Source organism: Mesorhizobium sp. M1066, from assembly GCF_040318635.1.
Lineage (GTDB): Bacteria > Pseudomonadota > Alphaproteobacteria > Rhizobiales > Rhizobiaceae > Mesorhizobium.
The window spans coordinates 1-26,731 of sequence record NZ_JAMYMR010000003.1 but is presented as its reverse complement, the minus strand read 5'-3'; the positions used below and the strand labels follow the sequence as shown (position 1 = coordinate 26,731).

Annotated in this window: 26 protein-coding genes and 1 pseudogene; 7 read left to right on the top strand and 20 right to left on the bottom strand. The window is 61.5% G+C overall.

From position 1 onward, the window contains the following. Positions 1 to 11: 11 nt before the first annotated feature. The 9 genes from pdhA to NKH52_RS05745 form a co-directional block, all read right to left on the bottom strand. Positions 12 to 1,049 carry a pyruvate dehydrogenase (acetyl-transferring) E1 component subunit alpha gene (gene pdhA, locus NKH52_RS05785; RefSeq protein ID WP_352728776.1) on the bottom strand — a complete coding sequence of 346 codons (1,038 nt, stop codon included), beginning with the start codon at positions 1,047 to 1,049 and terminating at the stop codon, positions 12 to 14. Between the two features lie 194 nt (positions 1,050 to 1,243). Then, a complete protein-coding gene (locus tag NKH52_RS05780) occupies positions 1,244 to 1,567 on the bottom strand; it encodes an FtsB family cell division protein (RefSeq protein WP_023812043.1) in 324 nt (107 codons plus the stop codon). A 272-nt stretch (positions 1,568 to 1,839) separates the two neighbouring features. Next, positions 1,840 to 3,114, bottom strand: coding sequence for a phosphopyruvate hydratase (eno, locus tag NKH52_RS05775; protein ID WP_352728778.1), 1,275 nt, complete (start codon positions 3,112 to 3,114; stop codon positions 1,840 to 1,842). 375 nt (positions 3,115 to 3,489) lie between these two features. Next, on the bottom strand, positions 3,490 to 3,855 hold the full coding sequence (locus NKH52_RS05770) for a PRC-barrel domain-containing protein (RefSeq protein ID WP_352728780.1): 366 nt from the start codon (positions 3,853 to 3,855) through the stop codon (positions 3,490 to 3,492). 86 nt (positions 3,856 to 3,941) lie between these two features. After that, positions 3,942 to 4,145, bottom strand: coding sequence for a dodecin family protein (locus NKH52_RS05765; protein ID WP_352728782.1), 204 nt, complete (start codon positions 4,143 to 4,145; stop codon positions 3,942 to 3,944). Positions 4,146 to 4,241: 96 nt separating this feature from the next. Further along, on the bottom strand, positions 4,242 to 5,102 hold the full coding sequence (kdsA, locus tag NKH52_RS05760) for a 3-deoxy-8-phosphooctulonate synthase (RefSeq protein WP_352728784.1): 861 nt from the start codon (positions 5,100 to 5,102) through the stop codon (positions 4,242 to 4,244). Further along, positions 5,099 to 5,989 carry a VOC family protein gene (locus NKH52_RS05755; RefSeq protein WP_352728785.1) on the bottom strand — a complete coding sequence of 297 codons (891 nt, stop codon included), beginning with the start codon at positions 5,987 to 5,989 and terminating at the stop codon, positions 5,099 to 5,101. Before NKH52_RS05755 ends, kdsA begins: the two co-directional genes overlap by 4 nt. Positions 5,990 to 6,102: 113 nt before the next feature. Then, positions 6,103 to 6,393, bottom strand: a complete 291-nt coding sequence (locus tag NKH52_RS05750) for a Dabb family protein (RefSeq protein ID WP_023812050.1) — start codon at positions 6,391 to 6,393, stop codon at positions 6,103 to 6,105. Positions 6,394 to 6,484: 91 nt separating this feature from the next. Further along, positions 6,485 to 6,619 carry a hypothetical protein gene (locus NKH52_RS05745; RefSeq protein ID WP_352728787.1) on the bottom strand — a complete coding sequence of 45 codons (135 nt, stop codon included), beginning with the start codon at positions 6,617 to 6,619 and terminating at the stop codon, positions 6,485 to 6,487. A gap of 331 nt (positions 6,620 to 6,950) precedes the next feature. Between NKH52_RS05745 and NKH52_RS05740 the strand changes: the two genes are divergently transcribed. Next, entirely contained in the window at positions 6,951 to 8,207 is a 1,257-nt protein-coding gene (locus NKH52_RS05740; protein ID WP_128304513.1) for an SAM-dependent methyltransferase, read from the top strand. Between the two features lie 85 nt (positions 8,208 to 8,292). Here NKH52_RS05740 and NKH52_RS05735 read toward each other — a convergent pair whose 3' ends face one another. Then, positions 8,293 to 10,269: a bifunctional 2',3'-cyclic-nucleotide 2'-phosphodiesterase/3'-nucleotidase gene (locus tag NKH52_RS05735; RefSeq protein WP_352728789.1), complete on the bottom strand. Its 1,977-nt coding sequence runs from the start codon at positions 10,267 to 10,269 to the stop codon at positions 8,293 to 8,295. Between the two features lie 150 nt (positions 10,270 to 10,419). Next, positions 10,420 to 11,685: an NAD(P)/FAD-dependent oxidoreductase gene (locus NKH52_RS05730; RefSeq protein ID WP_352728791.1), complete on the bottom strand. Its 1,266-nt coding sequence runs from the start codon at positions 11,683 to 11,685 to the stop codon at positions 10,420 to 10,422. A gap of 163 nt (positions 11,686 to 11,848) precedes the next feature. Here NKH52_RS05730 and NKH52_RS05725 point away from each other — a divergent pair, with 163 nt between their 5' ends. Further along, positions 11,849 to 12,502: a 5-formyltetrahydrofolate cyclo-ligase gene (locus NKH52_RS05725; protein WP_352728793.1), complete on the top strand. Its 654-nt coding sequence runs from the start codon at positions 11,849 to 11,851 to the stop codon at positions 12,500 to 12,502. A gap of 364 nt (positions 12,503 to 12,866) precedes the next feature. On the opposite strand, the gene NKH52_RS05720 is transcribed toward NKH52_RS05725, so the two are convergent. Next, positions 12,867 to 13,340, bottom strand: coding sequence for an Lrp/AsnC family transcriptional regulator (locus NKH52_RS05720; protein ID WP_013531467.1), 474 nt, complete (start codon positions 13,338 to 13,340; stop codon positions 12,867 to 12,869). Between the two features lie 155 nt (positions 13,341 to 13,495). On the opposite strand from NKH52_RS05720, the gene ald reads away from it, so the two are divergent. Both ald and NKH52_RS05710 read left to right on the top strand, forming a co-directional pair. After that, positions 13,496 to 14,611: an alanine dehydrogenase gene (gene ald, locus NKH52_RS05715; RefSeq protein ID WP_023812057.1), complete on the top strand. Its 1,116-nt coding sequence runs from the start codon at positions 13,496 to 13,498 to the stop codon at positions 14,609 to 14,611. Between the two features lie 206 nt (positions 14,612 to 14,817). Next, positions 14,818 to 16,125: an outer membrane protein gene (locus NKH52_RS05710; protein WP_352728795.1), complete on the top strand. Its 1,308-nt coding sequence runs from the start codon at positions 14,818 to 14,820 to the stop codon at positions 16,123 to 16,125. Positions 16,126 to 16,359: 234 nt separating this feature from the next. Here NKH52_RS05710 and NKH52_RS05705 read toward each other — a convergent pair whose 3' ends face one another. The 6 genes from NKH52_RS05705 to NKH52_RS05680 all read right to left on the bottom strand — a co-directional run bounded on the left by NKH52_RS05705 (position 16,360) and on the right by NKH52_RS05680 (position 20,889). After that, positions 16,360 to 16,827 (bottom strand): DUF1203 domain-containing protein, encoded by a 468-nt coding sequence (locus tag NKH52_RS05705; RefSeq protein WP_352728797.1) that lies wholly within the window; start codon positions 16,825 to 16,827, stop codon positions 16,360 to 16,362. A gap of 155 nt (positions 16,828 to 16,982) precedes the next feature. Continuing rightward, positions 16,983 to 17,540: an OmpA family protein gene (locus tag NKH52_RS05700; RefSeq protein ID WP_352728798.1), complete on the bottom strand. Its 558-nt coding sequence runs from the start codon at positions 17,538 to 17,540 to the stop codon at positions 16,983 to 16,985. A 111-nt stretch (positions 17,541 to 17,651) separates the two neighbouring features. After that, positions 17,652 to 18,215 (bottom strand): GNAT family N-acetyltransferase, encoded by a 564-nt coding sequence (locus NKH52_RS05695; protein WP_027038710.1) that lies wholly within the window; start codon positions 18,213 to 18,215, stop codon positions 17,652 to 17,654. 5 nt (positions 18,216 to 18,220) lie between these two features. Then, positions 18,221 to 19,072, bottom strand: coding sequence for a 3-mercaptopyruvate sulfurtransferase (sseA, locus tag NKH52_RS05690; RefSeq protein WP_352728800.1), 852 nt, complete (start codon positions 19,070 to 19,072; stop codon positions 18,221 to 18,223). A 39-nt stretch (positions 19,073 to 19,111) separates the two neighbouring features. Further along, positions 19,112 to 19,855, bottom strand: a complete 744-nt coding sequence (locus NKH52_RS05685) for an alanyl-tRNA editing protein (protein ID WP_128306000.1) — start codon at positions 19,853 to 19,855, stop codon at positions 19,112 to 19,114. Further along, on the bottom strand, positions 19,855 to 20,889 hold the full coding sequence (locus tag NKH52_RS05680) for a cysteine synthase A (RefSeq protein ID WP_023812064.1): 1,035 nt from the start codon (positions 20,887 to 20,889) through the stop codon (positions 19,855 to 19,857). The genes NKH52_RS05685 and NKH52_RS05680 overlap by 1 nt, the downstream gene beginning before the upstream one ends. 226 nt (positions 20,890 to 21,115) lie before the next feature. Here NKH52_RS05680 and NKH52_RS05675 point away from each other — a divergent pair, with 226 nt between their 5' ends. Continuing rightward, positions 21,116 to 21,937 carry an SDR family oxidoreductase gene (locus tag NKH52_RS05675; protein WP_023812065.1) on the top strand — a complete coding sequence of 274 codons (822 nt, stop codon included), beginning with the start codon at positions 21,116 to 21,118 and terminating at the stop codon, positions 21,935 to 21,937. A gap of 78 nt (positions 21,938 to 22,015) precedes the next feature. Continuing rightward, a complete protein-coding gene (locus NKH52_RS05670) occupies positions 22,016 to 22,990 on the top strand; it encodes an alpha/beta hydrolase (protein ID WP_352728802.1) in 975 nt (324 codons plus the stop codon). Positions 22,991 to 23,092: 102 nt separating this feature from the next. On the opposite strand, the gene NKH52_RS05665 is transcribed toward NKH52_RS05670, so the two are convergent. After that, positions 23,093 to 24,517: a DEAD/DEAH box helicase gene (locus tag NKH52_RS05665; RefSeq protein ID WP_352728804.1), complete on the bottom strand. Its 1,425-nt coding sequence runs from the start codon at positions 24,515 to 24,517 to the stop codon at positions 23,093 to 23,095. Positions 24,518 to 24,924: 407 nt separating this feature from the next. Between NKH52_RS05665 and NKH52_RS05660 the strand changes: the two genes are divergently transcribed. Beyond that, positions 24,925 to 26,457 carry an acyl-CoA carboxylase subunit beta gene (locus NKH52_RS05660; protein WP_352728806.1) on the top strand — a complete coding sequence of 511 codons (1,533 nt, stop codon included), beginning with the start codon at positions 24,925 to 24,927 and terminating at the stop codon, positions 26,455 to 26,457. A gap of 12 nt (positions 26,458 to 26,469) precedes the next feature. Here NKH52_RS05660 and NKH52_RS05655 read toward each other — a convergent pair. After that, a pseudogene (locus NKH52_RS05655) lies at positions 26,470 to 26,731 on the bottom strand (hypothetical protein); the annotation flags it as partial.

The following is a 26,731-nucleotide window of genomic DNA, read 5'->3' as shown; positions in this document are numbered from 1 at the left end:
TTGCCCTCCCGTTACAATACGATATCGGTCCAGAGCTCGGACGGATCCGGCTCCGCGTCGTTCTGGGCAAATTCAGCAGCGTCGGCGACGATGTCGCGGACCTCCTTGTCGATGGTCTTGAGCTCGTCCTCGGTCGCCCACTTCTTTTCCATCAGCCGTGCCTTGACCTGCTCGATCGGGTCATGGTCCGAGCGCATCTTCTGCACTTCTTCCTTGGAGCGGTATTTTGCCGGATCGGACATCGAGTGACCGCGGTAGCGGTAGGTCTGCATTTCGAGAATGATCGGCCCGTTGCCGGCGCGGCACCATTCGGTCGCCTGGTCGCCGGCAGCCTTGACAGCGCGCACGTCCATGCCGTCGACCTGGATGCCTGGGATCTTGAACGAGGCACCACGGTGCGAGAAATTGGTTTCCGCCGAAGAGCGCGACACCGAGGTGCCCATGGCATAGCGGTTGTTCTCGATGATGTAGATCACCGGCAGCTTCCACAGCGAGGCCATGTTGAAGCTTTCATAGACCTGGCCCTGGTTGGCCGCGCCGTCGCCGAAATAGGTCAGCGAGACATTGTTGTTGCCGCGGTAGCGGTTGGCAAAAGCCAAGCCCGTGCCGAGCGACACCTGTGCGCCGACGATGCCGTGGCCGCCGTAAAAGTGCTTTTCCTTGGAGAACATGTGCATGGAGCCGCCCTTGCCCCGCGACAGGCCGCCGCGACGGCCGGTCAGCTCGGCCATGACGCCGCGCGGCGACAGCTCCATCGCCAGCATGTGGCCGTGGTCGCGATAGGCGGTGATCATCTGATCGCCGTCGATCAGCGCCATCTTCATGCCGGTGACGACCGCTTCCTGGCCGATATAGAGGTGGCAGAAGCCGCCGATGAAACCCATGCCGTAAAGCTGGCCGGCCTTTTCCTCGAAGCGGCGGATGAGCAGCATGTGCCGGTAGGCGGCAAGCTCTTCATCCTTGGTGAACTCGGCGGGCTTGGGGGCGGAAAGCCCCGATTTGCCGTCGGATTTGGATTTGGCAGGCGCTTTTCTGGCTGCGGTGGCCATGCATCACTCCCTGTTGGCGTCTCTTCGTGGACATTAGAGCAGGATGAAATCTGCTCTGGGGAGATCAGCTCCTCCCCACCGATTTTAGGGAGGCTAACACGCGTCAAAGCGTTGCGCCATGCCGAATTTGCATAGCTGGCATGCGCCTAAGCAATTAAAATCGTTGAAAATATTGGCGATTAACTGGAAATCAGTTATTTCACCGAGGTCGGCAACATAATGGTGATTTCATCGGCTTGGGACAGATTGAGCGCCTTGCGTGCCTGCTCATCGAGCATGTCCTTCTCGAGCGTGCCTTCATGCATCAGCCGAACGCGGCGCTCGAGTTCCATGCGGCGCGCCTTGATCGCATCGAGCTGGCCTTGCAGCGCAACCGTCTGGGCTTCCAGCTGATATTTCGAATAGATGCCGAATTCGCCGTGATAGGCATGAAAGCCGAAATAGGCCAGGAACACCACGCAAAGCGAGGGAATGATCAGCCGGCCGGTGTTTCTCTGCTTGTGCTGACGCGTCCACATCGCCCGATTCCTCTAGAGCGTGATGCCGAAAAGTGTGAAGCGGTTTTCGGACGACAACATGCTCTATCTCTTTGATTTAGAGTCGGATTCAGACTTCAGGTCGAACGGACCAGAAATCATCCGGCTCTTGGCCGCGAACTCAGACGGCACGATCTTTTTCGCCCGATTGTGCTTAACGGACGGTTACGGGTGACCGGTTTGGCGCGCCAAAACAAAAAAGGGCGGGAATGCTCCCGCCCTTTTGTCCGGTATCGATGAGCCGGTGTTCCGGATCAGCCCTTGACCACCGACTTGCCGGCATAGCTTGCCTGCTTGCCGAGTTCTTCCTCGATGCGGATCAGCTGATTGTACTTGGCCATGCGGTCGGAGCGCGACAGCGAGCCGGTCTTGATCTGTCCGCAATTGGTGGCGACGGCGAGATCGGCAATGGTCGAATCCTCGGTTTCGCCCGAGCGGTGCGACATGACGGCGGTGTAGCCGGCCTTGTGCGCGGTCTCGACGGCGTCGAGCGTTTCCGTCAGCGAGCCGATCTGGTTGACCTTGACCAGGATCGAATTGGCAACGCCCATGCGGATGCCGTCGCGCAGCCTTGCAGTGTTGGTAACGAACAAATCGTCGCCGACCAGCTGCGTCTTCTTGCCGATCAGGTCGGTCAGGTACTTCCAGCCTTCCCAGTCGTCCTCGGCCAAGCCGTCCTCGATCGAGATGATCGGATAGTCGGCGGCAAGCTTGGCCAGGTATTTGGCCTGGGCCTTGGGATCGCGCGTCTTCTTCTCGCCCTCATAGACGTAGTTGCCGTCCTTGAAGAACTCGGTCGCGGCGCAATCGAGGCCGAGCGCGATCTCGTCGCCCGGCTTGAAGCCGGCCTGCTCGATCGATTCCATGATGAAATCGAGCGCCACCGGGGCGCTTTTCAGGTTCGGGGCAAAGCCGCCCTCGTCGCCGACATTGGTGTTGTGGCCGGCATCCTTCAGTTTCTTGTGCAGCGTATGGAAGATTTCCGAACCCCAGCGGACACCTTCGCGCAGCGTCGGCGCGCCGATCGGCAGGATCATGAATTCCTGGAAGTCGATCGGGTTGTCGGCATGCGCGCCACCATTGATGATGTTCATCATCGGTACCGGCAGGAGATGCGCCTTGGTGCCACCGACATAACGGTACAGCGGCAGGCCGGCGGCATCGGCGGCCGCCTTGGCCACCGCCAGCGACACACCGAGAATGGCATTGGCGCCAAGCCGGCTCTTGTTGGGCGTGCCGTCAAGCTCGATCATGGTCTGGTCGATATGGATCTGGTTTTCGGCTTCCATGCCGCCGATCGCCTCGAACAGTTCGCCGTTCACCGCTTCGACGGCCCTGAGCACACCCTTGCCGAGATAGCGGGCACCGCCGTCGCGCAGTTCGACGGCCTCGTGGGCGCCGGTCGAAGCACCCGATGGCACCGCCGCGCGGCCCATCGAGCCATCTTCGAGAATGACATCGACCTCGACGGTCGGATTTCCACGGCTGTCCAGGATTTCACGCCCGACAATGTCGATGATGGCGGTCATTTGCGATGTCCTCGATTGATCTGAAGAATGCCGCACGTCTTAGCCAAAGTGCTGCAAAAGGCAATCGGCCGGCTGGCAATTATTGCCGCGGCATCAGCCTCCGAACGATTCACGAAGCGCAAATCGCTGTCATCATAAGTCATGTACGGCAGGCCAGCTTGTGGCTATGGTGCGAGCGCGCGGGGCGAAACAGGAGGAGTTTCGCCATGTCCCAGTTGAGTGGTATCGTGAGTCTGTTCCTGATCGCGGCGGCATTCCTGACGTCGTGCGACAATCAGCAGTCGCCGCCCAAGGCGATGGCCCCCTTACACGTCAGCGAATAAGCCAGAATCCAAAGCGGCCCCGCCTCTCGGCGGGGCCGCTTTGTCGTTGCTGTTAATGCCAGTAAGGCGTGACTTTGTAATAATTGTAGGATTCGTCGCGCGCCGCCTCGCCATCCGCCCCGGTCAATTCGTTGATCGAATAGGCAGGTGCCGCCCTGAGTTGTTCCTTGGAAAAGGGCACGACATACCCGCCTTTGTCCTCATCGTAGTCGAGGCTTGCCCACGGAATGGCGTGATATTTCTCGCCGATACCGAGGAAGCCGCCAAAAGCGATGACCGCGAACATGATGCCGTTCGTCATCTTGTCAAGCATCACATCCTCGATGCTGCCGATGCTCGTGCCTTCGGTATTGTAGACCGATGTGCCGATGACCCGCGAAGCGGCGATGGCTTGGGTGTGACCTGTCTGGGTTGCCATGATTGTGCTCCTCATTGTGGTTTCGAACCATACTTGGACAATGAGGGGCGCGGGCGAAGGTTCCCGATTTTTTCGGCGTCGACCGATCACTCCGCGAGGATGAAGGTAACCTTCATATTGACGCGATAAGCGACAATCTTGCCGTCTTCGACGACGATCTTCTGGTCCTGGATCCAGGCGCCCTCGACGTTCTTCAGGGTTTTCGAGGCGCGCGCAATTCCCTGTTCGATGGCGTCCTGAAAGCTCTTCTTCGACGACGATGTGATTTCGGTGACGCGGGCGACGGACATGGCTTCTTCCTGCCAAAACGCTCAGTTGCAAGGCAAGCGTATAGCCGGCTCGTGCCTTCCACAAGCGCCAGCAGTCGGCAGGGTATGCGTCCGGCCTTAGAGGCCCTTGGCGATACGGTCGAATGCCATCAGCCGCTCGAGCAGGGCTGGCATGTCCTTTAACGGCAGCATGTTCGGGCCATCCGACGAGGTCGAATTATCAGGATCCTGATGGGTCTCGATGAACACGCCGGCAACGCCAACGGCGACGGCAGCGCGCGCCAGCGTCTCGACAAAACGCCGTTCACCGCCCGAGGACCCGCCCTGCCCGCCCGGCTGCTGCACCGAATGGGTAGCATCGAAGATCACCGGCGCGCCGATTTCGGCCATGACAGGCAGAGCGCGCATGTCGGACACCAGCGTGTTGTAGCCGAAGGACGCGCCGCGCTCGGTGGTCAGCACATTGGCATTGCCGGATCCGGTGATCTTGGCGACGACGTTCTTCATGTCCCAGGGGGCGAGGAACTGCCCCTTCTTCACATTGATCACCTTGCCGGTTTTCGCCGCGGCGACCAGCATGTCCGTCTGGCGCGATAGGAAAGCCGGAATCTGCAGGACATCGACATGCGGCGCGACGATCGCGCACTGCTCCTCGGTATGGACATCGGTCAGCACGGGGAGCGAAAATTCCTTGCGCAACTCGTCGAAGACGGGAAGGGCTGCGTCCATACCGGCGCCGCGCGTCGCCGACAGCGAGGTGCGGTTGGCCTTGTCGTAGCTGGTCTTGTAGACGAGCCCTATGCCGAGCCTGCCGGTCAGTTCCTTCAGCGCGCCGGCCATATCGAAGGCGTGCTGGCGTGATTCAAACTGACAAGGGCCGGCGATCAGCGACAGAGCCGCCTTGTTGTCGAAGACGACATTGCCGACGGTTACCGACGAATTGGGCGCCATCGAATTGGACGCTTGCGGCTTGCTCATGGGATCTCCCGGAAGATGAAGGCCGCGCCCTGTCCGGGTGCAGTCCGCACGACGATATCATTGCCCGCTATATCGTGTTGGACGGAATTGGCTGCAAGCAGCCTCGATGTCACATCGGCGTTCCGAACCGAAAAGACCACCGCTGCGAAGCGTAGATCTGTCGGCGCGCCGGCCGGCAGGCCGAAGCGCGCGGTGAAAGCCGCGGGGTCAAGAACGCTCAAATCTGCATTCGGCAAGGGAAACATGCCGCCCTGCCTGTCGGCGGCCGCATCGTCCACCGCCACGGAAATCAGCCCATGCTGCTTTCCGGGCGCATCGCTGACCGCCAAGATCTCGACAATCCCGGTCGCGCCGTTGGCGTGGGCCTGCAAAGCCGTACGGTCAACATCAGGCGCGTTGACGCGCTCGCAGGCAAACAGGAAGGCGTCCGTGGCTTCGGCTCCGGCCGCGAAGGCAAGCTTGAACGATGCGATGTCGCTTTTGCCGGCCGGGTCGGTGAAGGCGCGCGAAAAACCCAACATGCCTCCCGCCGAGATGCCGGCATCGACATAGCGTGCATGGTCGGCGTCGGCATTGCCCGTGCCTAGAACAATGGCGGAAAATCCCTCGTCGCCGTTGCTGTCGCGATAGGCGCGATCACGCGTGACGAAGACATTGCCGTCTGCGATAGCCTTTGTCGCCACCTGTTCGTCGCCGACCGCGAGCGGTTCGAGATACGTGCCGTCGGCCAGGAAAACACAGCAGTTTTCCGTTCCGAAGGGATGGATGCCGGTCGGGGCCACGACGAAGCCAAGCGCGGTGAGCCGGGCTCGCGCCACATCGAGGCTGTGCGTCGGCAGCACCAGGTGATCGAGCGGATGAGTGCCTGCGGCTGCGGTTTGGGTCATGCAGGCGCGATGTGCATCATTCCGCAAATCGGTTCAAGACTTGATCGCAATCCCGGCCAGTTCGCCCACGTCAGTTCACCGGACTTCGAAAAAGGCACCACCTGGACGAGGCCTCAGCTTCCGGCAACGACATCGGCGGAATAGCGCAGTTCGCGCATCGGTTTGACCTTGCTGGTGGTCTGCGCATAGAGCGGGTGCGCCTTGTAGGCGGCCAGCGCGGCGTCGTCGGCGAACTCCGCATAGACGACCACGTCGACCTCATCGGACAGTGGATCGACCTTGGTGTTCAAGGTGACCTCGAAAAGGCTGGAATGAGGAATGTCGCCGAGCGCCAGCAAGCCGGTGCGCACAGCCTCGACATCCTCTTTTCGCCGCGCGCTGAAGAAAACGATATGCCGGATCAACCCCGCCTCCTCGATCAAAGTGCTGGGGTCTTTTGTGACGGCAGGACGTTGGCGTCAATCGACAAGGATGTCGCGGCTGCAGCCGCCGGAGCTAAACCTTGCCGGTAGCGTATCGCACAACATGGCTAAGTTCTCTCACCGTGGTGTCGAGATACCGGCCCTGATTGTACATGCCATCCCAGATCAGGAAAAACGCGATGGCGGCAATGACGATTACATAACGCATGGCTAAATCTATCGCACAAGGAATTCTGCGGCCATAGGCGTTTTTTAACGCGCTGCGCCTTGGCTGTCCAAAGGCACAGATGCCCGCCGGCGCGAGCAATCTGCTTGGCACAGCCCCGGTTGCAGCCTGCCCCTTGAAGTTTCCCCGCATGACGTGGAAGATTGTCGCACGGATTCACCGGGAAGCGCTGAAGCTCTGGTAGGGGGCGCGCACTTCATTCGAGCCCGCTCGCCGACGAACCGGTCGCGGCGGCGTTCGAAGCTGGCGAATGATCCAAGAGAACCGTGGCCCGGCAATTTGCGCCGACACCGCGGAAATCCAGGGGCATGAGATGGCGCAAAAGGAACATTTTGGCGTAGCATTGAGCGACGCGGTCAGGCTCGATGAATTCAATTTCGCGGAGATCGTGAAAGGTCTTCCAGCGAAAGCGCGCATGGTGCTGTCGGCGGCGATGAACCTGCCGCGCGGTTCGCTCAAGGTCAGGCTGCCGGACGGCCGTGCCGTCCTCGTCGGCGGCAAGGGACCTGGCCCAGATGCCGAACTGGTGCTGAAGAATTGGCGCTTGCCCGGCCGCGCCTTTTCCGGCGGCACGATCGGCGTTGCCGAATCCTATATGGACGGCGATTGGGAAAGCCCTGATGTGACCAGCTTCCTGGAGCTGTTCGTGGTCAATTCGGTCATCGGCGAGCGTATCGCGGGCGGCACCAGTTGGCTGATCAACACCGTCCAGCGCATCCGCCACTGGTTCAACCAGAACACGCGCACCGGTTCGAAACGCAATATCTCGGCGCATTACGACCTCGGCAACGCCTTCTACAAGGAATGGCTCGATCCGAGCATGACCTATTCTTCGGCGCTCTACACGACCGGTGCCAACGACCTGGAAGGCGCCCAGGCCGCCAAATATCGCGCTCTGGCGAAGGATACAGGGATCGGTCCGAAGGACCATGTGCTGGAAATCGGCTGCGGCTGGGGTGGCTTCGCCGAATTCGCGGCGCGCGAGATCGGCTGCCGCGTGACCGGGCTGACGATCAGCCGCGAGCAGCACGATTTTGCCACGGCTCGCATCGCCAAGGCTGGCCTTGCCGACAAGGTCGACATCAAGCTGCAGGATTATCGCGACGAAACCGGCACCTATGACCGCATCGCCTCGATCGAGATGTTCGAGGCTGTCGGCGAAAAATACTGGCCGGTGTTTTTCGGCAAGATGAAGGCCTGTCTGAGGCCTGGCGGCACTGCCGGCCTGCAGATCATCACCATCAACGAAGCCGCCTACGACACCTATCGCGCAAGGCCGGATTTCATCCAGCGCTACGTCTTCCCGGGCGGCATGCTGCCGACACCGTCGATCCTGAAGGCACTGGGCAAGGATCATGGTCTTGCCCATCTACGCGAGCGCGTGTTTCCGGATGACTACGCGCGCACGTTGGCCGAATGGCGCCACCGGTTCCGGGCGTCATGGGAGAAGATCGTTCCGCTCGGCTTCGACGACCGCTTCAAGAAGCTCTGGGAGTTCTACCTGCACTATTGCGAAGCCGGCTTCCGCGCCAGCTACATCGACGTGCGCCAGGTGGTCTACAAGGCGTAAATCGACACGCTCTTCGATTTTCATTGCCGCTGACCAAGCGATGTCGAGCACGATCTCGACATGGCCGCGCGGTCGCCGCCACCCTTCAAAGCAGGATACGGTATTTCGCGAATCCTGCCTCGCCCTCGCCCGCCGGTTCGATCTTCAGTGATTTCACCTGCGCAATGAAATCCTTGGCCTTGGGGCCGGTTTCGAACACGGCGCTGGCTCCAGGCAGCGGTGCGAACGACCAGTTGTCGTCCGCCGAAGGGTTGATCGTGCCCTCGCTGACGATATAGCGGACAATGACATCGCGATTGGTGTCCGGTGCTTCGTAGATGATCTTCGAGGCATTGATGTCGGGGAAATTGCCGCCGCCACCAGCCCGGTAATTGTTGGTCGCGATGACGAATTTCTGTTTGGGATCAATTGGTTTTCCATCGAAACTCAGGTCGACAATGCGATTGGCGCCAGCGTTGGCCAGCCCGCCCTTGGCATCGTATTTCGATGGCTGCGACAGGTCGATCTTGTAGGTGACGCCGTCGATGACGTCGAAATTGTAGGACGGAAAATCGGTGTTGATGAGGGCCTGGTCGGCCTTATCAGGCTCGATCCGGTTGAAGATACCGGCCGACATTTCCAGCCATTCCTTGACCTGCGCCCCGGTGATTTCGACCGCACGCACGGTGTTGGGATAGAGGTAGAGGTCGGCAACATTCTTGATGGCGATGTCGCCTGCCGGCACGTCGGTATAGTAGTCGGCGCCGTTGCGCCCGCCGGCCTTGAACGGCGCGGCGGCCGACAGCAGCGGCACGTCCTTCCATTGCGTGTTCTTGAGAATTTCCTTGAGGTACCAGGTCTGCGCCTGGCTGACGACCTGCACCGACGGATCGTCGGCGACCAGCGCGAAATAGGAATAGAGCGGCGCGGAGCTCTTGCCGACAGGGCGGCGCACATAGGCCAGTGTCGCCTGGTGGTCCTGTTCGAGGGCCGCGATGATGCGCTTGTCGTCCGGGACAGTCGGTTTGTTCTTGTTGTCGACGCGTTCGAAGATCGGCCGCGCCTCGGAAGTGGCTGAAACGACCTTCCATTTCGACCCGTCGCGTTCCAGCATCAGGTCGATCAGCCCCATATGCGAGCCCCAGAAGCCACCCATGACGGCGGGTTTGCCCTGCAGCGTGCCTTTTTGCGTGTCGACACCATCGAGCGACTGGAAATCCTTCTTGCCGGGAAACACCAGATGCTGGTGACCGGTGAACACCGCGTCGATGCCGTCGACACCGGCGACGAAGAACGAGGCGTTTTCCATCATCTCGCCCTGCTTCACGTCGATGCCGGAATGCGACAGCGCAATGACAATGTCGGCACCCTCCTCCTTCATCTGCGGCACCCAGGCCTTGGCCGCCTCGACGATGTCGCGCGTCTTGACGTTGCCTTCGAGGTTCTTGAGATCCCAGACCATGATCTGCGGCGGCACGAAGCCGATGATGCCGATCCTGATCGGCTGCTCGGCGCCCGAACCGTCCTTGATCTTCTTGTCGAAGATGACGTAGGGCTTGAGATAGAGCTTGTCGTCGCGCGGGTTCGCGGGAAGCTCGGTGCCGCGGATCAGATTGGCGCAGACGAAGGGAAAATTGGCACCGGCCAGCACCTTGTCCAGGAACGACAGGCCGTAGTTGAACTCGTGGTTGCCCGGCGTCGAGCACTCGTAGCCGAGCAGGTTCATGCCTTTCATGATCGGATGCAGGTCGCCGTCCTTCAGCCCCTTCTCATAGGCGATGTAGTCGCCCATCGGATTGCCCTGCAGCAGGTCGCCATTGTCGATCAGCATCGAATTCACGGCTTCCTTGCGCACGGCATCGATGAGAGACGCCGTGCGCGACAGGCCCAGCGTGTCGTTCGCTTTGTCGGCGTAGTAGTCGTAAGGCAGCACGTTCACATGGATGTCGGTGGTCTCCATGATCCGGAGATGCGCCTGGTTGGCTTGTGCACCGGCGGAGAACGGATGCAGCATGATCAGTGCCCCTGCGGCGGCGCCCGCAAGGAGATCGCGGCGGGATACGGGATGGAGCAGTTGCGACATGTTTTCTCCTTCGACGACGTGACAACCCTTGCCTAGAAGCGAACTTCGCGCCGAACTCGACCTGAGTCCATTCAAGAAGTCGCGTGCATGGGAACCGCCAGTCGATCAGGAACAGATGACGCGCGGATGAACTGGGCAGTGAAGAGAAAGTCAGGTCTTGTCGTCGTCGCCCTGGGTGATCAGCCGCGCACTGCGTTGCCCCGTCGCGTAGATCCAAAGCCAGCTCAGCGAAACCGCAAGCCGGTTGCGAAAGCCGATCAGGAAATAGATGTGGGCCACTCCCCACAGCCACCAGGCGAGCCAGCCGGTGAGCTTGATCCAGCCGAAATCGATGGCGGCGGCGCGTTTGCCGATCGTCGCCAGATCGCCAGCATGCCTGTAGTGGAAAGGACGCGCGGTCGTGTCGCCGCCGAGCCTGGCCTTGATGGTAGCCGCAACATGTCGGCCCTCCTGCTTGGCGGAAGGCGCCACGCCGGGAACCGGCCGCCCGTCCGGCCGCAACACATGAGCGGCGTCGCCGATGACAAAGATCTCCGGGCTGCCGGGCACGCTGAGGTCAGGCTCGACCAGCACCCTGCCCGCGCGGTCCGCCTTCGCTCCCAGCCATTCAGCGGCTGGCGAAGCGGCAACGCCGGCTGCCCACAGGATCGTTCGGGCGGCCAGTTGCTTATCGCCAAACACAACACCTTCGGCGTCACAGCGCGTGACGGCCCGGCCGAGCTCGACCGTCACGCCGAGCCGCTCGAGCGCTTTGCTGGCATAGTCGGAAAGTTTCGGTGCGAAATTGGCCAGAATGCGGTCGCCGGCCTCGATCAGCACCACGCGCGTCTGCCGCGTGTCGATGTTGCGGAATTCGCCGCGAAGCGTGTCATGCGCCAACTCGACGATGGTGCCGGCAAGCTCGACGCCGGTCGGCCCCCCACCGACGATCGCAATGGTCAGCAACGCCTGGCGTTCGGCGGGATCGGTCTCCCGCTCGGCCTGCTCGAAGGCCAGAAGAATGCGCCTGCGAATCGTGGTGGCGTCCTCCAGCGTCTTCAGGCCAGGCGCGAACGGCTCCCATTCGTCATGGCCGAAATAGGCGTGGCGGGCACCGGTGGCGAGCACCAGCGTGTCATAGGCGACCGCGCTGCCGTCATCGAGCAGCACGCGCTTGCCGGCGCTGTCGACACCGGTGACATTGGCGAGCAGCGTCGTCACATCCTTGCGCTTGCGCAGGAGGTGGCGGATCGGCCAGGCAATTTCGGAGGTGGCCAGCGCCGTCGTCGCCACCTGGTAGAGCAGCGGCTGGAAGAGGTGATGGTTGCGCTTGTCGATCATGGTGATACGGACCGGCGCGCCAGCAAGTGCACGGGTGAACTCGAGGCCACCGAAACCCGCGCCGACAACGACGACATGATGCTTAGCTTCGTTCATTTCGTTCACCCCGATAGCAAGATTGCCTGTCGTGGATGTAGGTATTTTTGTGCAATGCAACAACAGATGGACAGTGCCCGAGACTCGTCGTTGCATGTCGTGAATGCACATGTTGTATCGTATCGCGAGGTATAGCGTCATCGAACACGCGATGAGGTGAGGCATGGCCAACGATCGTGACGACGATGCTCCGGCGCAATATTCTTCGCCGCCCTGTTTCATGCACGAACTCGATCCGGAATTCCGTGCGCCTTCGAGCGACTGGACCGATGTGAGACGCTGGCGCAAAGCCGAGCGCGAACGCCTGATCGCCGCGCGCCTTGCTGTTCCGGCCGACGCCCGAACGGTAATGTCGCAAAGCATTGCGGAAAGCCTCGACGCGATCATCGGCGAGATCGCCGGGCGCATGGTCAGTCTCTATTGGCCGTTTCGTGGCGAGCCGGATTTGCGGCCTTGGATGGCGTCCATAAACGAACGCGGCGGCCGCACCGCCCTGCCCATCGTCATCGAGAAGGGGCAGCCGCTGATCTTTCGCGCCTACAAAGCGGGCGACCGGTTGGAGAAAGGTATCTGGAATATCCCGATCCCGGCCGAGGGCGATCCGGTGCTGCCGGACATCGTCATCTCGCCGATCGTCGGTATCGATCCCCAGAACTACCGTCTGGGTTATGGCGGCGGTTTCTTTGACCGTACGCTGGCAGCGATGCCGTTCAAGCCGCTGGTCATCGGCGTCGGCTACGAACTGCAGCGCATCGCCACTATCTACCCGCAGCCGCACGATATCCCGATGGATCGGGTGGTAACGGCGGTCAGCTAGCCTAGGCCCCACAGGGTGGTTAGCGGCCTGTCAGCAGCCAGGTTGTCATGGTTCGTCTCGATGGATCGCAGAGGCATTCGGGATTGACCGAAGGCACCCACCTTCGTCATCCACGGGCGAAGCAGAAGCGAAGCTCCGTCGCGGAGACCCGAGGATCCATGCCGTGACCTTGACCAAGGAATGCAGCCGAGTAGAACTCTGCACCGTAGTGACGCTTTAAAGTCGCGGCATGGATCCTATGGTCTGCGCTGCGTCGCTACACTCCTTGCTCCGCCCGTGGATGACGAAGTGACGCCCGTTTCCGCAAATCGAAGGCAGGTGGTTTGTCTATGCAGCGACCCGTCAGAACTTCTGTGTCGAGGAACTAGGCCATCTCCGGCTTCATGCCCATGGCCGTACGGTCGACGATCTCACGCAAGGCGAACGACGAATTGATCTTGGTCACGTGCGGCATCGCCGACAGCCATTCCTTGTGGATGCGCTCATAGTCGACGAGATCCTTCGCCGCGATCCTCAAGATGTAGTCGTACTCGCCCGACATCAGATGGCAGGACAGCACGTTCGGGCAGCGCTTGATCGCCGCCTCGAAATCCGACAGCGTCTTCTCGAACTGTCCCGACAGCGATATGTGCACGATCGCCGTCATCTGGTGGCCAAGTGCTGCATTGGACAGCCGGGCATGATAGCCACGGATGGTTCCGGATTTCTCCAGATTGTCGAGCCGGCGCGAACAGGCCGACTGTGACAGGCCGACCTTCTCGGCCAGCGCCGCATTGGGTATCCTGCCATCCTTCTGCAAAGCCTCGAGAATGGCGATATCAATCCTGTCGAGCGGCATTATTCGTGAATCCTGCGAATATCTTGTTATTTCGCGCAACGATTATCGAAACCGGCCGGTTGGCGCAAGCGCATTCGCAAACACCTGCACAACGATTCGTGGTTCACTCCAGCCATACAGGGAACGAGCCCAAAGGGCCGGATCAGGAGAAGAAAATGCGCGTCGGCTGCCCCAAGGAAATCAAGAACCACGAATACCGCGTCGGCCTCACTCCCGGCTCGGTCCGCGAATATGTCGCCCATGGCCACGAAGTGCTGGTCGAGACCGGGGCCGGGGCCGGCATCGGCGCCGATGACAACGCCTATCGCGCCGCCGGCGCCACGATTGCCAAGACGGCCGCCGAGGTGTTCGCCAGGTCGGATATGATCGTCAAGGTCAAGGAGCCGCAGCCCAGCGAATGGGCGCAGCTTCGCGAAGGGCAGATCCTGTACACCTACCTCCACCTGGCGCCGGATCCGGAGCAGACCAAGGGCCTGCTTGCGTCCGGCGTGACGGCAATCGCCTACGAGACCGTGACCGACGACCGTGGCGGCCTGCCGCTGCTGGCGCCGATGTCGGAAGTTGCCGGACGCCTGTCGATCCAGGCCGGCGCCACGGCGCTGCAGAAGGCCAATGGCGGCCGCGGCGTGCTGCTGGGCGGCGTGCCCGGCGTGCTGCCCGGCAAGGTCACCGTGCTCGGCGGTGGCGTCGTCGGCCTGCATGCGGCCAGGATGGCGGCCGGCCTTGGCGCCGACGTCACCATCATCGACCGCTCGATCCCGCGCCTGCGCCAGCTCGACGATCTCTTCGCCGGCCGCGTCCACACCCGTTACTCGACTGTCGAGGCGCTGGAAGAAGAGTGTTTTTCAGCCGACATCGTCGTCGGCGCGGTGCTGATCCCGGGTGCCGCGGCACCAAAACTGGTTTCGCGCGAAATGCTGTCGGGCATGAAGAAAGGCTCGGTGCTGGTCGACGTCGCCATCGACCAGGGCGGCTGCTTCGAGACCTCGCACGCCACCACTCATGCCGAGCCGACCTATGAGGTCGACGGCGTCATCCACTATTGCGTCGCCAACATGCCGGGTGCCGTGCCGGTCACTTCGGCCCACGCGCTCAACAACGCGACGCTGCACTATGGCCTGCAGCTTGCCGACAAGGGCCTCAAGGCGCTGGTCGACGATCATCATCTGCGCAACGGCCTCAATGTCCATAAAGGCAAGATCACCAACCGGGCAGTCGCGGAGGCGCTCGGCTACGAACTGGTCGAGCCGAAAGCCGTTCTCGCCGCCTGATTTTCGCGAAAACAGCTCCTTTCAATCCAACCCGCCGGTTCCATGCCGGCGGGTTTTTTCTTGCAAGCCTGTTTTTCAGGCAAAGCATGGCGTGGAAGGATGTGACGCAACGGCACTTTGCTCATCATTGTTGCATATTTGTCATTCCCGTACCGGCCGACTCCCTGCTAGAGACATTCTGGGTTTATTCATTGGGGTACGGGCATATGTTCATTCGCACATCCGCGAAATCTTTTCTTCTTGGTGCTGTTTCTGCTGTAGCTTTGATGTCTGCTGCTCATGCAGCTGACGTCGTGCAACCGGTAGAAGAAGCTGCCGGCTTTAACTGGAGCGGCCTCTACGTTGGTTTCGGCGTCGGTGCCGGTGCCAACGTACACAAGCTCGGCAGCGATTTTATTCCAATCTCGCTGAACGGCATTGGTGGCGAAGGCGTCTATGGTGAGCTGACGGTTGGCTATGACTATATGGTCTCGCCCCGGTTCCTCATCGGAGGTCTGCTGGACGCTCACGTCGGCAACATCGGGACCACGTTGGACATTACGGGGTTCGACGCTTCGATCAAGGAAACCTACGGTTTCGACGCTGGCCTGCGTCTCGGCTACCTCTTGACGCCGAACACTCTGGGTTACGTGCTGGGTGGCTATTCCTGGCAGAAGTACAAGCTCGATACGAACGCCGGCTTCGACTTCGATTGGGATCAGGGCGGGTATTTTGTCGGAGGTGGCATCGAAACGGCCATCAACAGCAATTGGACGATCAAGACTGAGTATCGCTATACGCGCTTCGGGACCAAGGACGATCTTCTTTCCGACGCCGGCCTTGTCGGAGTTCCGGACGGTCTCCTCAATCTTGACACCTCGCGCCATACTTTCCAGATCGCAGCCAATTACCGTTTCGGTGCGCAGAACGGCGGCGGTGCTGCCTTCGAGACGCCAGCCTACAACTGGACCGGCTTCTACATCGGCGGCGCTGGTGGCGCCGGTGCATCCGTGCATCAGATCAACGTTCCGCCGCTCGGCGACCTGGAATTCAATGGTCTCGGTGGCGAAGGTGCCTTTGGTGAACTGAACGTCGGCTACGATCATGACTTCGGCAGCTGGGTCGCAGGCGTCATGGTCGATGCACGCTACTCCGGCATGACTTCCGAGCTGGAGCTCGGCGGCGGATCGATCAACGTCGATACCGACTATGGGTTCGATGTGTTGGGCCGCGTCGGCATGAAGATGAACGAATCGACGCTTGCCTATGCGCTTGCCGGCTACAGCTGGCAGCATTTCGATCTGAACGCTTCCGACCCGATCGGCGACATTCTCGACTGGGGTTCCAGCGGCTTCTCGGTTGGTGGCGGTCTGGAAACGGCTCTGTCCAGCAACGTTACCGTTGGTCTGGAATATCGCTATTCGCAGTTCGCCAAGAAGGACTTTTCTTCGGAATTCGGCGCACCTGACGACACCCTTACCGCGACTTCCTCTTTCCACACCGTGCGTCTCGGCGCGAAGTACAAGTTCAACTAAAAGGCCCTCCAGCCAAACAGTTGCAGCCCGTCGGCCATGCCGGCGGGCTTTTTTGTTGCTCGAATCCCTTTTGCTACAAACGCAGGCAACAAAAAAGCGGAGCCAAAGCCCCGCTTCCTCGATGTCGAGATCTGCCGCCGGTTCATCCGCGGTCGGCAAATCGATCGACAATGGCTTTCTATCGCGAATATGCGACGGGAGTACGACAACTGTTTCCAGGGGCTAATCTCAGCCTCAAGCGCGCTCGATGCGGCACTGGTAGCAATTGTTGCGCGCCGAGCGGACATGGACGTAGGCGATCTCGTCGCGTTCCAACAAGGTCTTGGCCCGCCCGGTGATGTCTCCGGTCGGGATCACGCCGCCGCTACCATAGATGATGCGATCATCCCCGCCATAGCCGCGCACGATGTAGTCGGGGCTTTCGAGAATCTCGGGCAGCGCCTCGCTCTCGGCAGCGCGGTCGCACTCCTCGGCATGCAGGAAGATCGGCCCCGTTTCGGCGTAGGGCTGAAGGCTAGGGAATGGCCTGTATGCCAGAACAAGGTAGGCATCGCCGGCTCTTATATTCTTCAAGCAATGCCGGCAAGGCATGCCGTCACCGTCGGAGATCTTTCGCTCGGGCATTTGGCCATAAACATCGATCCCGCCGCGCTGCAGCGTCCTGACATCTTCGGTCGGCAAAGCTTTGAACTGGATGGTCATGGCAAATCTCCGATGTCGTGCCTGGAAATTACGTCCTTGAACCCTCGCCTGCCACCCGATTCCTGCCAAATGTCGAAGAGCCGATCGCCCCTCGGCGATCGGCTCTCATCAAGTCCCGTCGAAGGCGCCGGCTAATTAAAATTCGGAGCTGCGGCTCAACGGATGAAATCGTCGAAGCGGCGCAGCGTCACCCGGCGATTCTGCCAGTTTTCGGTCTGCGTCTGCACCAGCAAAAACTCCTCACCGTAACCAACGGTTTCCAGGGCATGGCCGGGCACGCCGAATTCGCGCACCAATGTGCGCTTCAGCGAAGCGGCGCGCTGTTCGGACAGGGCCTGGTTCGACTGGAAGGAGCCGACGGCGTCGGTATGGCCCTCGATCAGCACGCGGGCGCCGCGATCGCGGCGCAGGATGCGCCGCAGCGCGTCGGCAATGGTCTCGATCTTGTCGTATTGCGAGTTGGCAATAGCCGCCGAACCAAAGGCGAAGTTGATCGACTGGATATCGATCGAGCGGGCCATGCGGCGCAAATCCGGGCGCCGCTTGAATTCACGGATGGTGACGCGCTCGTTCGGCCGCAACTTCACGCGCGGTGCCGCCTCGAGCTTCCGCTCGATCGTGGCGGCCGAAGGCGTTGTCGCCTGGGCTGCGGCCAGGCTTGGCATGGCAATCGCCGCGATCAGCGCAGCGGCAAGTGTACGGCGGGTCAGCATGTCTTCGTCTCCTTCGGCCTTGGCCGCATTGATGGTGCGGGCAACATGCCAAAAGCAGCCTGAAGGGCCGATGAACGACGGGTTCAGATTCGAGCTGGTATCAGCTTCCGGCTAGGGCCGCATGACGCTGGCCGCGCGCTCGGTGAAAGGCAGCGGATGGACGATTTCCTTCTTTTGCGCCACCGGTGCGAAGCCGAGCTTCTGGTAGAGCGGCAGAGCCGCCGGATGATCGAGCGTGCAGGTCTGCACCGTCACCCGCTTCGGCCCGTGCGACCATGCGGCGGCTATCGCGGAGCCCAGGAACCAGCGGCCGATGCCTTGCCCGGTCGCATGTTCCATCATGCCGAAATAGGCAAGCTCGACTTCCTCCGGCAGATGCGGCTTGAGGTCGAAGAAGCCGGCGGGGGCGCCATCGAGGTAGAGCACCCTGATGTCGCGGTCCTCGCGATGGATGCCGGCCGAAAGCTCGTCGTCATCCAGTCTCAGCACATTGACCCAGTGCCATTTGCGCCCCACCCGGTCCATCAGATAGCGGTAGAAATGCAGCGGAATGTCCTTGGTCTTCAGCAGCGCGACCTGACGGTTATACGGCACAGGCGGCGAATAGGCCGGCGGCACATGCATCTCAAGGAACGTCACCGTGACGTCAATGTCTTCCAGCGCGCCGTTTTCCATCGTCTTCATTCCTTGCCGGTCACCACAGGCGTGTCGAAAAGCCCGCCCCACTCCGTCCAGGAGCCGTCGTAAAGCCTGTTGTTCGTATGGCCAAGCGTTTCCAGCGCCAGCGTCACCACCGCCGCGGTAATACCGGAGCCGCATGAAGTGACGACAGGTTTCGACAGATCGATGCCGGCCTCCTCGATCGCCTTGCGCAGGCGGTCCTTCGACAACAGCTCGCCATTTTCCGACAGCGCCGAATAGGGCAGATTGCGCGCGCCAGGCATATGGCCGGAGCGGATACCCGCGCGCGGCTCAGGTTCAGTGCCTGTGAACCGGCCCGACCTCCGGGCGTCGGCGATCTGGCTTGCCTTGGTGTCGACGATCCGGCGCATGTCGGCGAGGCTGGCGACGCGCCCGGGGTCGAAATCGGCATGAAACACGCTTGGCGCGATCTTGGTCGGCTCAGCCGTCACCGGCCTGCCGGCGGCTTTCCAGCCATCGAAGCCGCCATCCAGAATATAGGTCTGGAAGACGCCCATCACCCGGAACATCCACCACGCCCGGGGCGCCGAGAAGAAACCCGGACCATCATAGACGACGATGGTGTCATCGGCCGAAACACCCATGGCGCCGACATACTGGGCGAAATGCTGCGGCGACGGCAAGGTATGCGGCAGGGGCGAATCCGGGTCCGAAACGGCATCCTGATCGAGAAATCGTGCGCCCGGGATGTGGGCCGACTCATACTCGCCGCGCGCATCGCGCTTCTGCGCCGGGAGATACCAGGATGCGTCGATGATCGTCAGGCCCGGCTCGCCGAGACGTTGCTGCAGCCAGTCTGCGTCGACGGTGAAGGGGCTGTCCTCGGCCATTTTGTTCTCCTGCTCGCTTTTTGGCTATCACTGTCCTGTTCAGTTTGCCGGCATCGGCCCAAAGCGGATGCGGAAGCGCCGGTTCTCGCGGCCCTTCTTCTCGATCTTGCCGATGTGGATTTCGCCGACTTCGCCGGTGCTCTTCACATGGGTGCCGCCGCAGGGCTGGCTGTCCACCGAGGCGTTGTCGCCGATACAGACCAGGCGGATCTTGCCGGTGCCGACCGGCGGCCGGACGTTCTTGGATTTCACCAGGCCGGGATTGGCGGCCAGATCCTCGTCACTGATCAGCCTGACAAAGATCGGATGATCGGCCCGCACCAGGTCCATCAGTCCGGCGGTGACGTCCTCCTTGGTGAAGCCGGCATCCGGAGCGTCGAAATCGACACGGCTGTCGTCCTCGGAAACCGAGGCACCGGTGATCGGGAATGGACAGACGACGGTGAGCAGGTGGCAAGCCGCATGCATGCGCATCAGGAGATGCCGCCGCTCCCAGTCGATCGCCAGCCTCAGCGCCTCGCCTACCTGCGGAACCGCCTGCTCCGGCGCTGGCACGTGTATGATCTCGTCCTTGGTCTCACCGGTGAGGGTGGCGGCAATGGCGATGCGGCTGCCATCGCCGCGTTCGAGATACCCGGTATCGCCCGGTTGGCCGCCCGAAGTGGCGTAGAAGATCGTCCGGTCGAGGATGATACCGCCGCGATCGTTGACGGCAACGACCGTTGCGTCCGCCGTCCGCAGGTAGGCATCGTCGCGAAACAGGGCGTCCGTCCTGTTTGCCATCACGCGACCTTTTCGAACGGCACCGGAATTGTGCTCTTCAGCTCCATCCAGCCTGGCACCGGCAGCTGCTTCTCGCGCAGGAATTCCGGGTTGAACAGTTTTGATTGATAGCGCGTGCCATAATCACAAAGAATGGTCACGATGGTGTGGCCGGGACCTAATTCCCTGGCCAGACGGATCGCGCCGGCTATGTTGATGCCGGTCGAGCCGCCGACGCAAAGGCCCTCTTCCTGGATCAGGTCGAAGACGATCGGCAGCGCATCCTCATCGGGGATCTGGAATGAAAAATCCGGCGTGAACCCTTCGAGGTTGGCGGTGATGCGCCCCTGCCCGATGCCTTCGGTGATCGAGCTGCCTTCGGACTTCAGCTCGCCGCTGGTGTAGAAAGAATAGAGCGCGGCCCCCAGCGGATCGGCGAGCGCGATCTTCACGTCCCGGCTTTTCGCCTTCAGTCCGGAAGCGACGCCGGCCAGCGTTCCGCCCGAACCGACTGCCGAGACAAAGCCATCGACCTTGCCGCCGGTCTGGTTCCAGATTTCCTCCGCGGTGGTGCGGATATGGCCGTCACGGTTGGCTACATTGTCGAACTGGTTGGCCCAGATGGCGCCGTTCGGTTCTGTCTTTGCCAGTTGCTCGGCCAACCGCCCCGACAGTTTCACGTAATTGTTGGGGTTCCTGTAGGGCACGGCCGGCACTTCGATCAGTTCGGCGCCGAGCAGTTTGATCGTGTCCTTCTTTTCCTGGCTCTGCGTATCGGGAATGACGATGACGGTCCGGTAGCCGAGCGCCTTGGCGACCAGCGTCAGCCCGATGCCGGTATTGCCCGCCGTTCCCTCGACGATCACACCGCCGGGCTTCAGCAGCCCGCGCTTCTCGGCGTCGCGGATGATGAACAGGCCCGCGCGATCCTTGACCGACTGGCCTGGATTCATGAATTCGGCCTTGCCCAGGATCTCGCAACCGGTTTGTTCCGAAGCTTTGTTGAGGCGGATCAGAGGCGTGTTGCCGATCGCGTCGATCACAGAACGGGGCATTCAGGATTCCTTGTGTAGGTGCGCCGAAACCCTAGAAACCCGAAGCTGCGGTTTCAAGGCAAGAATTTGTCTGGTCCAGTCGCATTTGCAGTGCTGTTGTTGCGTCGGCGCTTCCCGAGGCTGGCCTCTTGCGCCACTGTTCATTTCCGGCTGACGTTGAAAAGCGGCTTTTCATTCGATTTCTTCACCGCTAGAGCAAAGCACCAACAAGTCGACAGGGCGCAGCATGACACTCTACCGGGCTAACCCGAAGCACGGCGTCGCCTGGATCACGGGCGGCTCAAGCGGCATCGGCCGTGCGCTGGCCAGGGATCTTGCTTCCCAGGGCTATGCCGTCGCGGTGACGGCGCTTGACGACGATCCTATCGACACGCTTGTCGTCGAGACCGCGCAGATGCCGGGCAGTGTCACGGCCTTTCCTTGCGATGTCACCGACGAGCCGCGCATGGCAAGAACCGTCGCCGCGATCGAGAAGGAGCTCGGTCCCATCGTGCTCGCCATCTTCAATGCAGGGAACTACATTTCGACGCCGGGGGAGAATCTTGTCGTCAACGACTTTCGCCGGTCCTTCGAGGTCAATTATTTCGGCATCATCAACGGCCTCGTGCCCGCGGTCGAACGCATGCGTGTGCGGGCGCGCGGCCATGTCGTGCTGGTCGGCTCCGTGACATCCTATTTCGGCTGGCCGACAACGGCCGCCTATGGCGGCACCAAGGCGGCCATCAACATCCTGGCCGAGTCGCTGAAGTATGATTTCGACAAGATGAACGTACGCATTCAGGTGTTCAATCCCGGCTTCATCGACACCCCGCTGACCGAGAAGAACATGCTGCCGATGCCGGGACTGATGCCGGTCAGCCGCGCGTCGCGACGCATGGCGCGGGGCATCAAGTCCGGCGGCTTCGAAGTCCATTTCCCGCGCCGGACAAGCTGGCCCCTGAAACTGCTCGGCCTGCTGCCGAGGCCGCTGTGCAGAGGGTTTATCAGCCTGATGACCAGTTGGAAGGCGCGGCCGCTGCATTACGACCGCAAGCCCCCGATCGAATAGGACGCCTGGGAAATCGGCAGGTTCCCCGTTTTGGGCCGCCGTCGCCATGGTTGAGACAAGTGCTGCGTGGGGTCTGCGATGGGGCGACGGATCGTGCTTGCTGTGCTGGGCCTTATCGCCATTCTCGCATTGGCCTTCGTGCTCGGCCCGCGCGTTCGCGTCGACACCACGATCCGTTTCGATCCCTCGCTCATCGCTGACGATCCGCAGGCCTATGTGGCAAAGGCGGAAGCCGCCATCCCCGGAATCCGTGACGGGCTGGAGAAAGAGATCGTCTGGGCCGATCCGATGGTGCATGCCAGGACGCCGCTGTCGATCGTCTATATCCATGGCTTTTCCGCATCCAAGGGCGAGGTCCGCCCGCTGCCTGACGAAGTGGCGGAACAGCTTGACGCCAATCTCTTCTACACACGCCTGACCGGTCACGGGCAGGATGGCGCGGCGATGACGCAAGGCAGCATCAACGCCTGGATCAACGACTATGAGGAGGCACTCGCCATTGGCCGGGCGATCGGCGACAAGGTGATCGTCATCTCGACTTCGACCGGCGGCTCGCTGGCGGTCTGGGCGGCAACGCAGCCCGGTGCATCGGACGGGGTGGCGGCGATCGCGTTCATCTCGCCGAATTTCGGCGTCAAGGCTTCGGGCGCCGAGATCCTGACCATGCCGTGGGGCAAACAGATCGCCAGGCTGGTCGCCGGCAAGGAACACAGCTTCGTGCCGCGCAACGCGCTGCATGAAAAATTCTGGACCACCCGCTATCCGATCGAAGCAACCTTGCCGATGCAGGCGCTGACCGAGCTTGCCTATGGCGCGCCGGTGGAGAAGGCGACCATCCCTGCTTTGTTCATCTTTTCTGATTCGGACAAAGTGGTGCGGGCCGATCGCACCCGCGAGATTGCCGGGCGCTGGGGCGCGCCGCATGAACTGGTTCCGGTCGACGACACCGGCGACCCGGACAATCACGTCATTGCCGGCGACGCGCTGTCGCCATCGACCACGGCGTTTCTGGCGCAAAGGATCGCCGTTTGGATCGAAGCTGTGGTGAAGTAGGCAGACGAAAAAAGGCGACCGAAGCATCGCTTCAGCCGCCCTTTCCTTGGTCTGTCCCGGCAATCAGCCAGCCTGAGCTTGACTGACTACAACGCTGGCTACTTACGCAGCCCGCGCAGCCGGACGCTTGCCGCCGAAGCGACGCTTGTTGTTGCCTTTGAAGGCCGGCTTGGCGCCTTCCGGCTTGCGCTCGCCTGCGAAGGCAGGCTTGTCGCCGAAGCGCTTCTTGCCAAAGCCGTTGCCCTTGTTCTCGCCACCGGGCCGCCTGCCGTCGCGACGCCCATTGCGGTCGTTGCGATCATTGGCCGGCTCGAAGCGCTCGTTCTTTTCAGCCGGATTGCGCTGCGGATCGGGGCTGCCGAGATGGTCGGCAACGATCGGCAGCTTGGTACGGATGATGCGCTCGACCTGGCGCAGCTTGCTGTTCTCGGACGGATCGCAAAGCGTGATCGCGATGCCGTCCATGCCGTTGCGGCCGGTACGGCCGATGCGGTGGACGTAGCTCTCGGCTTCATCAGGCAGATCGAAATTCACGACATGGCTGATGCCGGGCACGTCGATGCCGCGCGCCGCGATATCGGTGGCCACCAGAATGCGCACCGAGCCATCGCGGAAATCGTTCAGCGCTTTCTGACGGGCGTTCTGCGACTTGTTGCCGTGGATGACGGCGGCCTTGAAGCCGTCGCGCTCGAGATCCTTGGTCACCCTGTCGGCACCGTGCTTGGTGCGCGAGAAGATGATGACGGACTTCATCGCCTCATCGGCGAGCATCGTCGACAAAACCTGGCGTTTCTGCTTGGTGCGGGCAAAGACGACGCCTTGCACGATCTCGGCCGCTGCCGTGCTTTGCGGCGCGACTTCGACGCGGATCGGGTTCTTCAGCAGGCCCTTGGCCAGTTCGGCGATTTCATTGGGCATGGTCGCCGAGAACAGCACCGTCTGACGATCGGGCGCGGTCGCCTTGGCGATGCGCTTGACGTCGTTGATGAAGCCCATGTCGAGCATGCGGTCGCCTTCGTCCAGCACCAGCCATTTGGTGTCGGCAAGCACGAGATCGCCTTCACGCACCAGGTCGGTCAACCGGCCGGGCGTTGCGATCAGGATATCGACGCCGGGCGCAACCTTCTTCACCTGGCTGAAGCGCGAGACACCGCCAAGAACGAGCGCGGTCGAGACATGCGCGCCCTTGGCGAGGATCTTGATCGTGTCTTCGATCTGCACGGCGAGTTCGCGCGTCGGCGCCAGAATCAGCGCACGCGCCGTCTTCGGGCGGCGCTTGGTGCCAAGCGCAATGATCTTCGACAAGATCGGCAGCGCGAAGGCCGCGGTCTTGCCGGAGCCGGTCTGGGCGATGCCGAAAATGTCACGGCCTTCCATCTGCGGCGGGATCGCCTGTGCCTGGATCGGCTTCGGCTCGGCGAAGCCAGCGTTGTGGGTGGCCTTGAGCAGCGCGCCCGTAATACCCAGTGCCGCGAAACCGGTGAGTTCCGCGGTGTTGCTACCGGGCAAAGTGTTTTCGTTGGTCAAAATAATCTTCTTTCACGCGGCTTCTGGCCGCAACATCGATGGCGGCAGGGCGCAACCTGCCGTCGAAAAATCTGTGATGAACGACAAGGCGGGCGGACGGGTTCGTCCACTCGGCTGCGCTGTCGTGCCCGCAGGCATCATGCCACGGGGCTTTTTCGCCGCTTTGTGATTTACCGGAAAAAGGGCCGATATACCGGAAAGAGGGAAAACAGACGCAACCAGTCTCATTCGTCGAGAAGGCCGGATTCGTTCCCGGCCCAAGCGCCTATGGGCTGCATATGGCTGAGTTCGCCCTCAATTGCAAGGGGCTTCATGTTGCAGCGCAGCAAAGCCCGTGGCGCAAGCGGCGCTTGCGCTCGCTTGCCGGCACGATTACGACGAAATGCCGCTGGCTTGGGAGGTAATCGATGAAAGACGTTCTCAAGGAACTCGAGCGCCGCCGCGAGATCGCCCGCATGGGCGGCGGCCAGGTCCGTATCGATGCCCAGCACAAGAAGGGCAAGCTCACCGCGCGCGAACGCATCGAGGTGTTTCTCGACGAGGGCTCGTTCGAGGAATTCGACATGTATGTCGAGCACCGCTCCACCGATTTCGGCATGGAGAAGACGAAGATCGCCGGCGACGGCGTCGTCACCGGCTGGGGCACGGTCAACGGTCGTCCGGTCTACCTCTTCGCCAAGGACTTTACCGTATTCGGCGGCTCGCTGTCGGAAGCGCATGCCGAGAAGGTCATCAAGGTGCAGGAGATGGCGCTGCGCAACCGGGCGCCGATCATCGGCCTCTATGATGCCGGCGGGGCGCGCATCCAGGAAGGCGTGGCAGCACTCGGCGGCTATGCCGAGATCTTTCAGCGCAACGTGCTGGCCTCCGGCGTCATTCCGCAGATTTCGGTGATCATGGGGCCTTGCGCCGGCGGCGATGTCTATTCGCCCGCCATGACCGACTTCATCTTCATGGTGCGCGACACCTCCTACATGTTCGTCACCGGGCCGGATGTGGTGAAGACGGTGACCAACGAAACGGTGACCGCCGAGAGCCTCGGCGGCGCCTCCGTCCACACGACGAAATCGTCGATCGCCGACGGCGCCTATGACAATGACGTCGAGGCGCTGCTGCAGATGCGCCGGCTGGTCGACCTGCTGCCGGCCTCCAACACATCGGAGCTTCCCGAGATTGAATGCTACCAGTCGGTCACCGACCATGATTTGTCGCTCGACCGGCTGATTCCCGACAACGCCAACAAGCCCTACGACATCAAGGAACTGATCATGAAAGTTGCCGACGAAGGCGACTTCTTCGAGATCCAGCAGAACTTCGCCAAGAACATCGTCACCGGGTTCGGGCGCGTCGAGGGCCGCACCGTCGGCTTCGTCGCCAACCAGCCAATGGTATTGGCCGGCGTGCTCGATTCCGACGCCAGCCGCAAGGCGGCCCGTTTCGTGCGCTTCTGTGACTGTTTTTCGATCCCGATCGTCACCTTCGTCGATGTCCCCGGCTTCCTGCCCGGCACCGCGCAGGAATATGGCGGGCTGATCAAGCATGGCGCGAAACTCCTGTTCGCCTATGCCGAGGCCACCGTGCCGAAGATCACCGTCATCACCCGCAAAGCCTATGGCGGCGCCTATGACGTGATGGCGTCAAAGCACCTGCGCGGCGACATGAATTATGCCTGGCCGACCGCGCAGATCGCGGTGATGGGAGCCAGGGGCGCGGTCGAGATCATCTACCGCAAGGACATCGGTGACGCCGAAAAGATCGCAGCCCACACAAAGGCTTACGAGGATCGCTTCCTGTCGCCCTTCGTCGCCGCCGAGCGCGGCTATGTCGACGAGGTGATCATGCCGCACTCGACCCGCCGCCGCATCGCGCGCGCGCTGCGCATGCTGCGCAACAAGGACATGCAGAACCCCTGGAAGAAGCACGACAACATCCCGCTGTGAGGCTTTGGCAAGTTACTCTTCTTCCTCCGCGCCGAATCCTGCTCCCATAGTGGCGCGAGCAATACTGCCGCCCCATGGCGTCGCGTGATTGTCGATGCGCATCTGGAAGATGAAATAGGTCGGCGAGCAGAAGCCGATGCCTTTCACCTTGCCGATGCCCGGCGTGTCCGGCGGCAGCGACTGGCACATGCAAGTTACTCTTCTTCCTCCGCGCCGAATCCTGCTCCCATAGTGGCGCGAGCAATACTGCCGCCCCATGGCGTCGCGTGATTGT

What these genes read in the sequence shown, in the direction of transcription:
- NKH52_RS05695 (WP_027038710.1), bottom strand. Translation starts at nt 18,215, where the DNA reads ATGGAAAACGGCGCGCTGGAAGACATTGACGTCACGGTGACGTTCCTT.
- NKH52_RS05710 (WP_352728795.1), top strand. Translation starts at nt 14,818, where the DNA reads ATGTTCATTCGCACATCCGCGAAATCTTTTCTTCTTGGTGCTGTTTCT.
- NKH52_RS05780 (WP_023812043.1), bottom strand. Translation starts at nt 1,567, where the DNA reads ATGTGGACGCGTCAGCACAAGCAGAGAAACACCGGCCGGCTGATCATT.
- NKH52_RS05705 (WP_352728797.1), bottom strand. Translation starts at nt 16,827, where the DNA reads ATGACCATCCAGTTCAAAGCTTTGCCGACCGAAGATGTCAGGACGCTG.
- NKH52_RS05670 (WP_352728802.1), top strand. Translation starts at nt 22,016, where the DNA reads ATGGGGCGACGGATCGTGCTTGCTGTGCTGGGCCTTATCGCCATTCTC.
- NKH52_RS05660 (WP_352728806.1), top strand. Translation starts at nt 24,925, where the DNA reads ATGAAAGACGTTCTCAAGGAACTCGAGCGCCGCCGCGAGATCGCCCGC.
- NKH52_RS05755 (WP_352728785.1), bottom strand. Translation starts at nt 5,989, where the DNA reads ATGACCCAAACCGCAGCCGCAGGCACTCATCCGCTCGATCACCTGGTG.
- NKH52_RS05770 (WP_352728780.1), bottom strand. Translation starts at nt 3,855, where the DNA reads ATGGCAACCCAGACAGGTCACACCCAAGCCATCGCCGCTTCGCGGGTC.
- NKH52_RS05740 (WP_128304513.1), top strand. Translation starts at nt 6,951, where the DNA reads ATGGCGCAAAAGGAACATTTTGGCGTAGCATTGAGCGACGCGGTCAGG.
- NKH52_RS05745 (WP_352728787.1), bottom strand. Translation starts at nt 6,619, where the DNA reads ATGCGTTATGTAATCGTCATTGCCGCCATCGCGTTTTTCCTGATCTGG.
- ald (WP_023812057.1), top strand. Translation starts at nt 13,496, where the DNA reads ATGCGCGTCGGCTGCCCCAAGGAAATCAAGAACCACGAATACCGCGTC.
- sseA (WP_352728800.1), bottom strand. Translation starts at nt 19,072, where the DNA reads ATGGCCGAGGACAGCCCCTTCACCGTCGACGCAGACTGGCTGCAGCAA.
- kdsA (WP_352728784.1), bottom strand. Translation starts at nt 5,102, where the DNA reads ATGAGCAAGCCGCAAGCGTCCAATTCGATGGCGCCCAATTCGTCGGTA.
- NKH52_RS05725 (WP_352728793.1), top strand. Translation starts at nt 11,849, where the DNA reads ATGGCCAACGATCGTGACGACGATGCTCCGGCGCAATATTCTTCGCCG.
- NKH52_RS05765 (WP_352728782.1), bottom strand. Translation starts at nt 4,145, where the DNA reads ATGTCCGTCGCCCGCGTCACCGAAATCACATCGTCGTCGAAGAAGAGC.
- NKH52_RS05720 (WP_013531467.1), bottom strand. Translation starts at nt 13,340, where the DNA reads ATGCCGCTCGACAGGATTGATATCGCCATTCTCGAGGCTTTGCAGAAG.
- NKH52_RS05685 (WP_128306000.1), bottom strand. Translation starts at nt 19,855, where the DNA reads ATGGCAAACAGGACGGACGCCCTGTTTCGCGACGATGCCTACCTGCGG.
- pdhA (WP_352728776.1), bottom strand. Translation starts at nt 1,049, where the DNA reads ATGGCCACCGCAGCCAGAAAAGCGCCTGCCAAATCCAAATCCGACGGC.
- NKH52_RS05700 (WP_352728798.1), bottom strand. Translation starts at nt 17,540, where the DNA reads ATGCTGACCCGCCGTACACTTGCCGCTGCGCTGATCGCGGCGATTGCC.
- eno (WP_352728778.1), bottom strand. Translation starts at nt 3,114, where the DNA reads ATGACCGCCATCATCGACATTGTCGGGCGTGAAATCCTGGACAGCCGT.
- NKH52_RS05735 (WP_352728789.1), bottom strand. Translation starts at nt 10,269, where the DNA reads ATGTCGCAACTGCTCCATCCCGTATCCCGCCGCGATCTCCTTGCGGGC.
- NKH52_RS05675 (WP_023812065.1), top strand. Translation starts at nt 21,116, where the DNA reads ATGACACTCTACCGGGCTAACCCGAAGCACGGCGTCGCCTGGATCACG.
- NKH52_RS05730 (WP_352728791.1), bottom strand. Translation starts at nt 11,685, where the DNA reads ATGAACGAAGCTAAGCATCATGTCGTCGTTGTCGGCGCGGGTTTCGGT.
- NKH52_RS05680 (WP_023812064.1), bottom strand. Translation starts at nt 20,889, where the DNA reads ATGCCCCGTTCTGTGATCGACGCGATCGGCAACACGCCTCTGATCCGC.